15 protein-coding genes are annotated in these 12,989 nt (G+C 74.8%); 7 read left to right on the top strand and 8 right to left on the bottom strand.

What is annotated here, in order from left to right:
• Positions 1-148 precede the first annotated feature (148 nt).
• Positions 149-1,414: a M48 family metallopeptidase gene (locus tag ACI79S_RS14405; RefSeq protein ID WP_456594128.1), complete on the top strand. Its 1,266-nt coding sequence runs from the start codon at positions 149-151 to the stop codon at positions 1,412-1,414.
• Positions 1,411-2,535: a glycosyltransferase family 4 protein gene (locus ACI79S_RS14400; protein WP_456594127.1), complete on the top strand. Its 1,125-nt coding sequence runs from the start codon at positions 1,411-1,413 to the stop codon at positions 2,533-2,535. The genes ACI79S_RS14405 and ACI79S_RS14400 overlap by 4 nt, the downstream gene beginning before the upstream one ends.
• A 44-nt stretch (positions 2,536-2,579) precedes the next feature.
• Here the strand turns inward: ACI79S_RS14400 and ACI79S_RS14395 are convergent, their stop codons facing one another.
• On the bottom strand, positions 2,580-4,373 hold the full coding sequence (locus tag ACI79S_RS14395; protein ID WP_456594126.1) for an AMP-dependent synthetase/ligase: 1,794 nt from the start codon (positions 4,371-4,373) through the stop codon (positions 2,580-2,582).
• Positions 4,374-4,531: 158 nt separating this feature from the next.
• On the opposite strand from ACI79S_RS14395, the gene ACI79S_RS14390 reads away from it, so the two are divergent.
• The 4 genes from ACI79S_RS14390 to ACI79S_RS14375 are packed head-to-tail and all read left to right on the top strand — an operon-like array spanning position 4,532 to position 7,427.
• Complete coding sequence (locus ACI79S_RS14390; RefSeq protein WP_456594125.1) at positions 4,532-4,963, top strand: SRPBCC family protein; 432 nt, start codon at positions 4,532-4,534, stop codon at positions 4,961-4,963.
• 6 nt (positions 4,964-4,969) lie between these two features.
• Entirely contained in the window at positions 4,970-6,118 is a 1,149-nt protein-coding gene (locus ACI79S_RS14385) for an ArsA family ATPase (RefSeq protein WP_456594124.1), read from the top strand.
• On the top strand, positions 6,115-6,441 hold the full coding sequence (locus tag ACI79S_RS14380; protein WP_456594123.1) for a hypothetical protein: 327 nt from the start codon (positions 6,115-6,117) through the stop codon (positions 6,439-6,441). Before ACI79S_RS14385 ends, ACI79S_RS14380 begins: the two co-directional genes overlap by 4 nt.
• Positions 6,438-7,427 (top strand): ROK family glucokinase, encoded by a 990-nt coding sequence (locus ACI79S_RS14375; RefSeq protein WP_456594122.1) that lies wholly within the window; start codon positions 6,438-6,440, stop codon positions 7,425-7,427. The genes ACI79S_RS14380 and ACI79S_RS14375 overlap by 4 nt, the downstream gene beginning before the upstream one ends.
• Before the next feature lie 58 nt (positions 7,428-7,485).
• Here ACI79S_RS14375 and ACI79S_RS14370 read toward each other — a convergent pair whose 3' ends face one another.
• The 6 genes from ACI79S_RS14370 to ACI79S_RS14345 are packed head-to-tail and all read right to left on the bottom strand — an operon-like array spanning position 7,486 to position 11,513.
• A complete protein-coding gene (locus ACI79S_RS14370; RefSeq protein ID WP_456594121.1) occupies positions 7,486-7,680 on the bottom strand; it encodes a hypothetical protein in 195 nt (64 codons plus the stop codon).
• Positions 7,677-8,912 carry an ornithine cyclodeaminase, nickel-pincer nucleotide-dependent gene (locus tag ACI79S_RS14365; RefSeq protein ID WP_456594120.1) on the bottom strand — a complete coding sequence of 412 codons (1,236 nt, stop codon included), beginning with the start codon at positions 8,910-8,912 and terminating at the stop codon, positions 7,677-7,679. The genes ACI79S_RS14370 and ACI79S_RS14365 overlap by 4 nt, the downstream gene beginning before the upstream one ends.
• A 35-nt stretch (positions 8,913-8,947) precedes the next feature.
• On the bottom strand, positions 8,948-9,586 hold the full coding sequence (locus ACI79S_RS14360) for a hypothetical protein (protein ID WP_456594119.1): 639 nt from the start codon (positions 9,584-9,586) through the stop codon (positions 8,948-8,950).
• Positions 9,583-9,966 (bottom strand): hypothetical protein, encoded by a 384-nt coding sequence (locus ACI79S_RS14355; RefSeq protein WP_456594118.1) that lies wholly within the window; start codon positions 9,964-9,966, stop codon positions 9,583-9,585. The genes ACI79S_RS14360 and ACI79S_RS14355 overlap by 4 nt, the downstream gene beginning before the upstream one ends.
• Positions 9,967-10,017: 51 nt before the next feature.
• Positions 10,018-10,698 (bottom strand): hypothetical protein, encoded by a 681-nt coding sequence (locus tag ACI79S_RS14350; protein WP_456594117.1) that lies wholly within the window; start codon positions 10,696-10,698, stop codon positions 10,018-10,020.
• Positions 10,695-11,513, bottom strand: a complete 819-nt coding sequence (locus ACI79S_RS14345) for an alpha/beta hydrolase (protein ID WP_456594116.1) — start codon at positions 11,511-11,513, stop codon at positions 10,695-10,697. Before ACI79S_RS14345 ends, ACI79S_RS14350 begins: the two co-directional genes overlap by 4 nt.
• Positions 11,514-11,623: 110 nt before the next feature.
• On the opposite strand from ACI79S_RS14345, the gene ACI79S_RS14340 reads away from it, so the two are divergent.
• Entirely contained in the window at positions 11,624-12,385 is a 762-nt protein-coding gene (locus ACI79S_RS14340) for a lysophospholipid acyltransferase family protein (protein WP_456594115.1), read from the top strand.
• Here ACI79S_RS14340 and ACI79S_RS14335 read toward each other — a convergent pair whose 3' ends face one another.
• On the bottom strand, positions 12,386-12,985 hold the full coding sequence (locus tag ACI79S_RS14335) for a TetR/AcrR family transcriptional regulator (protein ID WP_456594114.1): 600 nt from the start codon (positions 12,983-12,985) through the stop codon (positions 12,386-12,388).
• Positions 12,986-12,989: the final 4 nt, after the last annotated feature.

The following is a 12,989-nucleotide window of genomic DNA, read 5'->3' as shown; positions in this document are numbered from 1 at the left end:
CCGCTGACCTGCTGGGCACCTCCCAGGCGTCGGTGTCGCGCGCGGTGGCCGGGTTCGAACGGGAGCCCGGTGCCCGCGTGCCGCGGCCCGGGGGAGGAGCGGAGCCGGCGGGGAGGGCGCGGGGAGCCGCCCGCCTAGGATCGGCGGGGTGAGCGTTCGCCGGGCCGCCCTGGTGGCCGCGGCCCTGCTCGGGATCGCCGTCGTCGTCGTCATCGTCGTCCGCACCCCGTGGGACGTGCTGCCCGAGCCGCCCGGAGGACGCACCGAGCCCGACCCCACCGCGGGCCTGGATCCCGCGACGATCGAGCGCGCGGAGGCCTTCGCCGCCGCCCTGCGGCCCGCGTCGCTGCTCTCCCTGGTCCTCGGGCTGGCGGTCTCGGCGGTGCTCGGGCTCACCCCGCTGGGGGCCCGCCTGATGCGTGCGGTGGGGGCGCGGTGGGGCGACCGGTGGGTCGTGCAGGTGCTGCTGGGCGTGCCGGTCCTGCTCCTCCTGGGACGCGTGGTGACCCTGCCGATCTCCGCCTACGCGGAGGCCGTGCGCACGCGCTACGGCCTGTCCACCCGTGGCTGGGGGCTCTGGCTGCGCGACGTCGCCGTCTCGCTGGCCATCAGCGCGGCGCTGACCGTCGTCGTGGTGCTGGCCTTCCTGTGGCTGGTCCGTCGCGCGCCGCGCACCTGGTGGGCCTGGGGCGGGGCGGCAGCGGCCGGCTTCGTCGTCGTCGGCTCGTTCCTCTACCCGGTGGTCATCGAGCCGGCGTTCAACACCTTCGAGCCGCTGCCGGCGGGCGAACTGCGCAGCGACCTGCTCGCCCTCGCGGAGGAGAACGGCACCCCGGTCCAGGACGTGCTGGTCTCCGACGCCTCCCGGCGGACGACGGCGTTGAACGCCTACGTCTCCGGGTTCGGCTCGACCCGGCGGATCGTCGTCTACGACACCGTCCTCGGCCGGCTGCCCGATGCGGAGATCGAGTCGATCGCGGCGCACGAGCTGGGGCACGTGGCCGCCGACGACGTCCTGACCGGCACGCTCATGGGCGCGCTGGGCGCGGGTGCGGCGACCGCGCTGCTGGGCTGGCTGCTGACCTGGACGCCCCTGCTGCGCCGCTCGGGGGCGCCGTCGGCCGGCGACCCCCGCGTGGTCCCCCTGCTGCTGTTCCTGGTCGCCGTGGGCGGCCTGCTGTCCACGCCGGTGCAGAACCTGGTGTCGCGCCAGATCGAGGCCCGCGCGGACCTGCACACCCTCGACCTCACCCGCGATCCGGAGGCATTCATCGCCATGCAGCAGCGGCTCGCCAGGGCCAACCTCAGCGATCCGGATCCGCCGGCGGCCTGGCACTGGTTCTTCGGCAGCCACCCCACGACCGCGCAGCGCATCGCGATGGCCGAGGACTGGGCGCGCCTGGAGGGGCCGTGAGCCGGACGCTGGTCGTCACGAACGACTTCCCGCCCCGGCAAGGAGGCATCCAGACGTTCGTGGCCGCGCTGCTGGAGCGGCGGCCACCGGACTCGCTGGTCGTGCTGGCGTCGGACGCACCGGGCTCGGCCGAGCACGACCGGTCGCTGCCCTATCCCGTGGTGCGCCGGCCGACCGGGATGCTCCTCCCGACGCGGGCGACCGCCCGCGCGGCGGTGGAGCTGGTGGAGCGGTACGGCTGCGACACCGCGTTCTTCGGGGCGGCCGCGCCGCTGGGGCTGCTCGCGCCGACGCTGCGCGCCGCCGGGGTCGAGCACCTGGTCGGCGCCACGCACGGGCACGAGACCGGCTGGGTCGCCCTTCCGGGCAGCCGGCAGGTGATGCAGCGGATCGCCGCCGGTCTGGACGTCCTCACCTACATCAGCGAGTACACCCGTGACCGCCTCGCCCCGCCGCTCGGGGGCCGCACCCGGCTGGCCCAGCTCTCGCCCGGGGTCGACATCGACCGGTTCGCCCCCGGCGTCGACGGCACGGCGGTGCGCGCCCGGCACGGGCTCGGTGACGCACCGGTCGTCGTCTGCGTCTCCCGCCTGGTCGCCCGCAAGGGGCAGGACGTGCTCGTGGCGGGCTGGCCGCAGGTCCTCGCCCGGCACCCCGGCGCCCGGTTGCTGCTGGTCGGCGGCGGCCCGGCCGAGGCCTCCCTCCGCCGCGCCGTCGCCCGGGCTGGGCTCCAGGACTCGGTGGTCCTGACCGGCCCGGTGGACCACGACGAGCTGCCGGCGCACTATGCCGCCGGGGACGTGTTCGCCATGCCCTGCCGCACCCGGCGCGGGGGCCTGGACGTCGAGGGCCTCGGCATGGTCTTCCTCGAGGCCGCGGCCTGCGCCCGACCGGTCGTCGCGGGCACCTCGGGCGGGGCGCCGGAGGCGGTGCGCGACGGCGTCACCGGCCACGTGGTGGACCCGCGGTCACCGGAGGCGGTGGCGGCGGCGCTGTCGGGGCTGCTCGACGACCCGGCGCGCGCCCGGGCGATGGGCCTGGCCGGTCGCGGCTGGGTCGAGCAGCGGTGGTCCTGGACGTCGATCGCCGAGACCTTCGACGAGCTCCTCACGAAGCACTGAGGCCCGCCGCGCGGGGAGCGCGGCGGGCCTCGGTGGGCAGGGGCTCAGCGGGAGTACAGGGCCTCGACGTCGGAGCCGAACTCCTTCATGACCACGTTCCGCTTCAGCTTCAGGCTGGGCGTCAGCATCCCGTTGTCCTCGGTGAAGTCGGTGCCCAGCACCGTGAACTTCTTGATCGCCTCGGCCTGGGAGACCGCCTTGTTGGCCTCCTGCACCGCGGCGTCGAGCTCGGCGAGCACGTCGGGGTCCTCGCGCAGCTGGGCGGCGGTGAGGGAGGTGTCCTTGCCCTTGGACTCCAGCCACTGCGGCAGTGCTTCCTCGTCGAGGGTCACCAGCGCGGCGATGTAGGGGCGCTGGTCGCCGACGACGATGCACTGGCTGACCAGCCGGTGGGCGCGCAGCCGGTCCTCCAGCACCGCGGGGGCGACGTTCTTGCCGCCCGCGGTCACCAGGATCTCCTTCTTCCGGCCGGTGATCCTGAGGAAGCCGTGCGCGTCGAGCTCACCGATGTCACCGGACCGGAAGAACCCCTCGGAGTCGATGGCCTCCTTCGTCGCCTCCGGGTTGTTCCAGTAGCCGCGCATGACGATGCCGCCCCGGATGAGCACCTCGCCGTCCTCGGCGATCCGGAACGTGACGCCGGGCAGCGGCTGGCCGACGGTGCCGATGCGCAGGGCCTCGTCGTGGTTCACCGAGGCGGCGGCGGTGGTCTCGGTGAGGCCGTAGCCCTCGAAGACGGTGACGCCGATGCCGCGGAAGAAGTGCCCGAGCCGCTCACCCAGCGGGGCACCGCCGGAGATGGCGCCCAGGCAGCGTCCGCCGAGGGCGGCCCGCAGCTTGCCGTAGACGAGCTTGTCGAACAGCGCGTGCTGGAGGCGGAGGCCCAGCCCCGGGCCGCCGGTGTCCTGGGCGCGGGACCAGTCGATGGCCACCTGTGCGGCCCGGTCGAAGATCTTGCCCTTGCCGTCGCCCTCGGCCTTGGCCTTGGCCGAGTTGTAGACCTTCTCGAAGACCCGGGGGACGGCGAGCACGAACGTCGGCTTGAACTCGCCGAGGTCCTCGACGAGGTTCTTCACGTCGGGCGTGTGGCCGATGATGGTGCGGTTCTTGACCGCGCCGACCTGCAGGACGCGGGCGAGCACGTGGGCCAGGGGGATGAACAGCAGGAGCGAGCCCTGCACGTTCATGAACCGGTTCAGCAGCGTGATGCCGTTGCCGATCTCGAACAGGAAGTTGGCGTGCGTCAGCTCGCAGCCCTTGGGGCGGCCGGTGGTGCCGCTGGTGTAGATCAGCGTGGCCGGGCTGTCGGCGTGGAGCGTGGCGCGGCGGGTGTCGAGCTCGCTGTCGGGCACCTCCCCGCCGGTCGCGGTCAGCTGCTCGACGGCGCCGTCCTCGATCACGAAGACGGCCTTCAGCTCGGGTGCCTGGTCCCGGATCGACTCGATGGCGGCGGCGTGCTCGTCGCGCTCGACGACGGCGACCGTGGCCCCGGAGTCGGACAGGATCCACGCGACCTGGTCGGCGCTGGAGGTCTCGTAGACGGGGACGACGACGGCGCCGGCGGTCCAGATGGCGTAGTCGAAGACGGTCCACTCGTAGCGCGTCTTGGCCTGCAGGGCGACGCGGTCACCGGCGGCCACCCCCGCGGCGATCAGGCCCTTGGCGACGCCGCGGACCTCTTCGCCGAACTCCTGCCAGGTCACGTCGGTCCAGCGGCCGTCCACCCGGCGCCGGAGGCCGACCTCGGCCCCGTGCTCGGCGACGTTGGTCGCGAGCATGTCGGTGAGGGCCTCGTCGGGGCCCACCTCGTGGGTTGCTGGAACGCTGAACTCGCGCACGCCCGGTCCTTTCCTCCCCGACCGTCCGGAGGCACCGTCGCCCGCGGCCCCGGTACGGGGACGTCCGGGACAATCTAGCGGCTGGTGCTACCGGGGAGTAGCCGAGTGCCGTGGTGCACGCGAGCCGGGCACGGCGGGGAGCGGCTAGCCTGCTGCCCATGGCCGACCAGTCCACCCAGTCGATCGTCGTCGAGGCGCCTGCGGCCGAGGTCATGGCGGTGATCGCCGACTTCCCCTCGTACCCGCAGTGGGTCGCCGCCGCCAAGAAGGTCGAGGTGCTCGAGACCGGGCCGGACGGGCGGGCCCGCCGCGTGCACTTCGTGCTGGACGCCGGGGCCGTGAAGGACGACTACGTCCTCGACTACACCTGGGACGACGACCGCCGCGTCTCGTGGACCCTGGTCGAGGGTCAGATGCAGAAGCGGCAGGAGGGCTCCTACACCCTCGTCGAGACCGGCGGGCGCACCGAGGTCACCTACTCGATCACCATCGACCTCTCCATCCCGATGCTCGGCATGATCAAGCGCAAGGCCGAGAAGGTCATCCTCGACACCGCGCTCAAGGAGCTCAAGAAGCGCGTCGAGGGCTGAGTCGCCGTGCGCACCCTGCTGGTGACCGGCTCCGGCGGGGCGGGCTCCTCGACGGTGGCGGCCGCCGCGGCCGTCCGCGCCGCCCAGGAGGGCCGGCGCACGCTGCTGGTCTCCCGGCAGCCGCCCCCCGTGCCCGGGCTCGACGAGGTCCCGGGGCTGCGCACGCTGTGCGTGCACGGGCGCCGGGCGGTCGAGGACCTGTGGGGAGCCCACGCCGGTGCGCTGGGTGCGCTGCTGCCGCACCTGGAGCTGCCGCCGGCCAGCTCGGTGGTGCCGCTGCCGGGCGCCGAGGAGCTCGCACTGATGGGCGCGGTCGGCTCTGCCGATGCCGACCTGGTGGTGATCGACGCCGGCCCGCTGCGGGACGGGCTCGCGCTGGTGGCCCTGCCCGGCGCCCTGCGTTGGTGGCTGGACCAGGCGCTGCCGCCGACGGCCCGGGCGCTGGCCGCCGTGCGGACGGCGTCGGTGACGGCGGGGGCGGCCCGTCAAGGGCCGGTGGACGCGCTGCTCGCCGCGCTGCCCGGGCTGGAGGGACTGCTCGCGCAGGACCGGCTGGCCGATCCGACCGGGACGGCGGTCTGGCTGACCACCGGGGCGCGCCGGCCCGCCGTCCCCGTGGTGCGGAACGCGGCGACCGTGCTGGGTCTGCACGGGTTCGGGGTCGCGGCCGTGCTCGCCCGCGTGCTCCCGGGCGGGGGCGCGGGGGAGTGGTGGAGCGCCCGTGCCGCGGAGCAGGACGCCGCGCGCAGCGGGCTGGCCGAGGTGGCGCCGGTGCACGAGGTGGCCGAGCTCCCCGCGGCGCCGGCGGACGTGGCCGGTGCCCGGGCGCTCCTGGACGGGCTGGACCTCCCGGCGTCCGGCGGGCCGGCGAGACCGGTCCCGCACCGGGGCGGGACCGGGTGGCAGCTGGTCGTCCCGCTGCCCTTCGCCGACCGCGCCGCCGTCGGGCTGACCCGGTGGGGCGATGACCTCGTGGTGTCCGTGGGGGAGGATCGTCGTTCGCTGCGCCTGGACTCGTTGCTGCGCCGGTGCGAGGTGACAGGGGGACGGCTGCTCGCCCCCGGCACCGCCGACGCCCGCCTCGAGGTCAGTTTCCGCCCGGATCCGCAGCAGTGGCCGGCCGACCTCCTGGCGGCCGAGGGGAGGATCAGATGACCACCGGTGCCGACTGGCTCGACCAGGCCCGTCGCCTGTTCGACGTCGTCCGGGCCAGCGCCGAGCGGCCCCCCGAGCTCTCCGGCGACGGGCACGGCGGGGACTGCCGCTGGTGCCCGGTCTGCCAGGCGGCCGCCGTCGTGCGCGGTGAGCGCCCCGAGGTGACCGCCGCGCTGGCCGACGTCCTCGCCACCACCGCGGCCGCGCTCCGGACGTTCGCGGAGAACCAGGACGCCGGCAGCGCCACCCCCGCGGCCGGGGAGCAGCAGCCCACCGAGCAGCCCACCGACCAGCCGGCCGTCCAGCGGATCGACATCGCGTGACCGTGCCCGATGTGACCGCCCGCCCGGCGCTCGGCATCGACATCGGCGGCACCAAGGTCGCCGGTGGGTTGGTGGCCCCCGACGGCACGATCGTGGCCACCGCCCGGCGGGCGACGCCGGGCGCCTCGGTGAGCGACACCGAGGACGCCATCGCGGCCGTCGTCGACGAACTCGTCGGCGGGTTCGGGGACGAGGTCGTCGGCGTCGGCGTGGGCGCCGCCGGCTGGTTCGACCGCACCGGGGACACCGTGCTGTTCAGCCCGCACCTGGCCTGGCGGAACTCGACCCTGCGCAAGGACCTGGGGGCGCGGCTGCAGCGCCCGCTGTGGGTCGGCAACGACGCCGACGCCGCGGCGTGGGCCGAGTACCGCTACGGCGCCGCCCGTGGCTCCGACCTGGCGCTGATGATCACCCTCGGCACCGGCATCGGGGGCGGCATCGTGCTCGACGGGCGGCTGCGCCGGGGCTCGCACGGGGTCGCGGGGGAGTGGGGGCACATGCGCGTGGTCCCCGACGGACGGCTGTGCGCGTGCGGCAACCGGGGCTGCTGGGAGCAGTACGCCAGCGGGACGGCCCTGGGCCAGACCGCGCGGGAGGTGGCCCGCACCTCACCCGCGGCCGCCGCGCTGCTGCTGGAGCGGGTGGACTGCGAGCCCGACCGGCTGACCGGCGAGCACGTGGCCCGCGCCGCCTACGACGGCGATCCGCTGGCGCTGGAACTGGTCACCGAGGTGGGCTACTGGCTGGGCCAGGGGATCGCCGACCTGGCGGCGGTGCTCGACCCCGAGGTCGTGGTGATCGGCGGCGGGGTCAGCGTGCTCGGCGAGATGGTGCTGGGGCCCGCCCGGGAGCGGCTGGAGCGCGCCCTGCCGGGGCGTGGCTTCCGCCCCGGCCCCCGGGTCGTCGTCGCCGAACTGGGGCCGCAGGCCGGCATCGTGGGCGCCGCCGACCTGGTGCGCCGGGCCGTGGCCGAGGGCCAGGCGTAGGTCCGCCGGCCCTCGCCGCCGGGCGGCCGCACGTACCCGGGTCCTCGCCACGGGCGGGTCACCAGGTGACCGGGGGCCATTCCTCGCGGGGGACCTCGCGGACGGCGCGGCGGTCGCCGACCGGGTTGCGCCAGACCGAGCGGATCTCGCGGCTCCACAGCCAGCTGTGGACGTGGATCTCGTCAGCGCCGTCGTGGAGCACGGCCCGGCAACGGCCGAGGAAGAGCCCCAGGCGCTGCTGATGGGTGGTCACTCCGGTGCGAGCTCACGGGCCAGCTGCTCCAGGAACAGGCCGATGTCGGTGACGATGCCCATCGCCTGCGCGCTGCCCCGGTCGGCCAGCTTGGTGACCGTGGCCGGGTTGATGTCGACGCAGACCAGCGGGATCGACGCCGGCAGGATGTTCCCGGTCGCGATGGAGTGCAGCATCGTGGCGACCATGATCGCGAAGCCGACGTCGTGGAGCTGGGCCCGCATCGCCCGCTGACCCTCGATCACGTCGGTGTGCACGTCCGGCAGCGGCCCGTCGTCGCGCACCGAGCCGACCAGGACGAACGGCTTCCCGGCCTCCACCATCGCGTGCATCACACCACCGGTGAGGACGCCGGAGCCGACCGCGGCCCGGATGGAGCCGGCTGCCCGGATGGTGTTGATGGCCCGGATGTGGTGCTCGTGGCCGTGCGGCACCCCCGAGCCCTTCGCGAGGTCGACCCCCAGCGAGGTGCCGAACAGCGCCGCCTCGATGTCGTGGGTCGCCAGGGCGTTCCCGGCGAAGAGGACGTCGACGTACCCGGCCCGGACCAGCCGCACCATGGCCGGGGAGGCGCCGGTGTGCACGACCGCCGGGCCGCCGACCCACAGCACCCGCTTCCCGGCGGCCTTGACGTCGCGCATCCGCTCGGCGATCTGCCGGACCAGCAGCGCCTGGGGCTTCTCGCTGGACACCGCCGAGGACATGAAGCCGAAGTCGTCCTCCGCGCCGCGCGGGGCCTGCGCGGGCAGCTCGACCCGCACCCCCTGTGCCCCGCAGACGACGGCGTCTCCCGCACGCACGTCGCTCACCGGCACCGTGCGCACCACCGTGCCGGCCTCCTCGGTGGACACCACCAGGCCGCAGTCCATCTCCGGGTTGCGCACCCGCAGCCACTCCCCGTCCAGCCGGACCAGGGTCTCCAGGTTGGTCGTGGAGTAGAAGTCGTCGGGGAAGACGCCGTCCGCGGGAGCGGGCCGGGTCGTCGCCGTCCCCGGGTCGACGGCGTTGGCGCCGTGGACCTGGACCCGCATGAGGATCCGCTCGAGCCGCTCGGGCTCGTCCGCGCTGATGACGATCAGCGCCCGGGACTCGTCCTCGTGCTGCCGGCCGAGGTCCAGGCTCTCGATCCGGTAGTCGCCCCCGTACTCGAGGACGTCGTCGAGGATGCGGGCGAGGACACCGGTGTCCATGAGGTGGCCGGCGACGGTCACTGCGACCGCGTGCGATGTCACCCCCCGCACGCTAGTGGCGCCCGCCGCCGTTCGGCTCAGCCATCGGAGCCGCGCTCGATGCCCAGGGTGGCGAGCAGGTCCTCGTGGAGCTGGATCCAGACCAGGTGGCACGAGGCCCGGTCGGGTGCGTCGACCCAGGCGCGCTCCCCGCGGTCGACCCGGGAGAGTGCGGCGCGGTAGCGCGCGACGTGGCCGTCGAAGCGGGAGAGGACCGCGACCAGCGGTGCGCAGGTGTTGTGTTCGAGCGCGGTGCCCAGGGCCGTCAGCGTGCGCAGGACCGCCTCGTCCCAGGGCCAGTCGCCGTGGTCGTTGGCGGCCATCGGGTCCCACGGCTGCGGCCGGACCTGCCACCTGGTGCAGGCGGTGCCGAACCGGCGGTTCAGCGGCAGGAAGGCGGCGTGTGCCGCGAGGGCGGTCCGGCGCGCACCGACGGCGTCGAGCTCCTCGGCCAGCTGCCGCTCGTTCCCCTGCCGACCGGCGTCGGTCATCGACCAGCCGCTCCGGCCGGCGAAGGCCGTGTGGCGGACCCAGCCGCGTGCCTCGGCGTCGAGCAGGTGCTCGCGCACTTCCACCGGGTCGAGCCGCCAGCGCCCGGCCACCTGGGCCTCGCTCGCCCAGCCCAGGATGCGGACGCCGTGCAGCGCGAGCAGCTCGCAGGACGACGCGTGGCTCACGAGCCGTCGTCCCCGAGTCGGCCGCTCACCCGGTCGAAGCGCTGCTGGGCGGCCTGCCGCGACGACAGGCCCGAAGCGCCGGCGATCTGCGCCCAGCTGAGGCCTTCGGCCCGGGCCGCGAACACGAGGGCGGTCTCGAGCTGGTCGACCCCGGCGCGGACGGCGGGCAGGAGGGCGAGCCCGGCGAGCACGTCCTCGGCGGGGACGGGGCCGTTCGCGCTCCGCCACAGCAGGTGCCGGACCAGGTCCACCTCGTGCGGCGGCTGGCTGCCGCGCAGCCAGGGCGGCCGGGGCAGCTCGGCCGCCCCGGCGTCGAGCAGTCGCTCCCGCGCGCGGTGCTCGCGCTCGGCGGCGGGGAGGTCGGGCTGTGCGTCGTCCACGAGGGACGACCGTGCCGCACGGCGCCCCGACTGTCAACGATCTGTTGACGGTCAGACCACCGCCCCGTCGTCGCCGTCGTCGGAGCGGTCGCGCATGCGGGAGACGAGCAACGCCACCCCACCGGCCACCACGCCCACGCCCAGGACGAGGCCGGCATCGGCCGAGAGGCCGATGATCGAGGGGACGCCGATGAGCAGGATGCCGGCGGCGACCAGCAGCACCGCGTAGAGGACCGCGGGCGCGGGGACCGGCAGCGGCGGCGGCGCCGGCGGTTCGTAGTGCTCTTCCGGCCGGTCGAGCACCGGCACCTCGTGCGGTGCCGGCGGGGGCGCGTCCGACGGCGACCGGTCGACGGCCGTGGGGCCGTGCTCGGCCTCGAAGGCGGCGACGATGCGGCGCCACTCGGCGTCCTCGTCGAGGTCGCGCCCGGCCGGCCGGCGGGGCACGCGCGGCTCGACGGGGTGCTCGTCGGCGTGCTGCTCGACCAGTCCCCGCGCCTCGGCCTGGCGCGACCGGTCGACGAACAGCCGGTCCGACGGCGGGCTGGGGAGGACGACCGACCGGGTGTAGGGGCCGACGTCGGCGGCCGGCTCCAGGTAGGCGGCGATGCCGGCGGCCTCGAGCACGTCGAGGAGGTGCTCGCCCACCCGTGGGTCGACGTCGCGCACCGGGCTCCAGAGCGCGGCGTCGAGGCCGTTGTCGCGGCGGCCCCGGCCGCGCCGCTCGGTCACCGACGCCCGCCCGACGAGGCGTCGGTCTCGTCCGCCGGCACGCGCGCGCGGATCCACTCGGCGGAGCGGCGGAAGATCAGCGGGGCGTCGTTGTCCAGGGTGGCCACGTGGTAGCTGTCCTCCAGCACGACCTCGGTGGTGTCCGGGCTGGCCACACCGGCCAGCAGCAGGGTGCTGTTCACCGGTTCCACGACGTGGTCCTCGGTGCTGCGGAAGACGATGACCGGTGCCGTGACCAGCCCCAGGTCGGCGCGGGTGGCGGCCCAGAGGCCGCGCAGCTGCAGCATCGCCCGCGTCGGCAGCTTCGGATAGGCGAGCTCGGTGACGCCGGGCTTCTTGATGTCGCTGGCGATCGGCGCCCAGCTGGGCGTCAGCCGGGCCAGCAGCGGGAGCAGCTTGGCGTCCAGCCGCTGGGTCATCAGGGCCGGGTTGACCAGCAGCAGTCCGGCGACGCCGTCGGGGCGCACCTCGGCCAGGCGGGTGGCCAGCGTCCCGCCCATCGAGAGCCCGGCGACGAACACCCGGTCGCAGGTGGTGGCGAGCTCGTCGAACGCGTGCTCCACCGTCGCCGTCCACTGGTCGGAGGTGCTGGCGTTGCAGTCCTCCCAGCGGGTGCCGTGGCCGGGCAGCAGCGGGCACCGGACGGCGAAGCCCTCGGCGGCGAGGTGCTCGCCCCAGGGCCGCATGCTCATCGGCGTCCCGGTGAACCCGTGGACCAGGAGCACGCCGGTGCGCCCGTCGGGGCCGTCGCCGCCGGGGAACCGGAACGGCTCGGCGCCGGGCATGACCGCGGGAACGGGGGTCGGTCCGGGCACGGCGCTCCTCCTCGGCATCCGGCGTCGCGCCGGTGTCGGCTACCTCACGATGGGTCCCGGATTGTGATCGGGGCCCCAGGCTCCCTAGTCTGGCAGTCCCCGAGGGAGGCGTGTTGTTCTACTGGTTCCTCAAGTTCGTCGCGATCGGTCCGGCGGTGACGGTGGTCTGCCGCCCGAAGGCAGAGGGCGTCGAGCACGTGCCGGCGACGGGCGCGGCGATCCTGGCGAGCAACCACCTCTCCGCGGCCGACTGGATCTTCATGCCGCTGCAGCTGAAGCGGCGGGTGACCTTCCTGGCGAAGGCCGAGTACTTCACCGGCAAGGGGGTCAAGGGCTTCCTGCAGCGTGCCTTCTTCTCCGGCGCCGGCCAGGTGCCGATCGACCGGTCCAGCGCGTCGGCGGCCGAGAACGCCATCCAGACCGGCCTGCGCATCCTCCGCGAGGGCAAGCTGCTCGGCATCTACCCGGAGGGGACGCGCTCGCCCGACGGCCGGCTCTACCGCGGCAAGATCGGGGTCGCCCGCATGGCGCTGGAGACCGGTGTGCCGGTGATCCCGGTGGCCATGTGCTACAGCTCCCGGAAGCTGCCCTTCGGCAAGGAGCTGATGCGGGTGAAGGTCGTCTTCGGGGAGCCGCTGGACTTCAGCCGCTACGAGGGGCTGGCCGGGGACCGGTTCGTCGAGCGCTCGATCACCGACGAGATCATGTACGAGATCATGACCCTGTCGGGTCAGGAGTACGTCGACGTCTACGGCGCCACGGTGAAGAAGTCGATGGACGCGACGGGCGCCAGCGCCAACGACGTCGTCGCCACCCTCCAGCCGCCGGTCACCGAGGCCGCCGACCGCGCCCCCACGACCCTCGCCGGCTAGCTAGCGGGGCAGCAGTCGGTCGAGCACGTCGCGCAGCAGCGTGAGCAGCTCCGCCCGGGGCATCGTCGGCTCCAGGACCCACTGGGCGACGAGGTCCTCGGTGAACGAGAAGAACGCGAGCACCAGCTGCCGGCGGCGCGCGTCGTCGGGGAGCCCGAGGGTCCGCAGCCCCACCTCGACGAGCCGGCGGCGGGTCTCCTCGTACACCTCGGCCACCCACGGATCGCCCCCCGCGGCGCCACGCACGAAGGCCAGGTGGGTCTCCCGGAAGGTCTCCACCCAGCCGACGTAGCGGTCGAGCATCCCGTCGACGGTGTCGACGCCGTCACTCCCCCCGGCAGGCGCGCCCGGCCGGGGCAGCAGGTGGGTCCACAGCAGCTCCGCCGCCGCCCGGGTGACCGCGGCGTAGTAGTCGCGCTTGCTCGGGAAGTAGTGGAACAGCAGGCTGCGGCTGATGCCGGCCCGGCGGGCCACCTCATCGATGGTCAGCTCCTGCACCGGTGTGGTGGGCAGCAGCTCCAGCCCGATCTGCACCAGCTGCGCCCGCCGGTCGCCCGCCGATCGCCGGCCCCGGCCCGCTCCGGTGGGGGAGGTCGTCATGACC

It is taken from the genome of Blastococcus sp. SYSU DS1024 (assembly GCF_054050795.1).
This window is presented reverse-complemented; position numbering and strand designations above follow the sequence as displayed.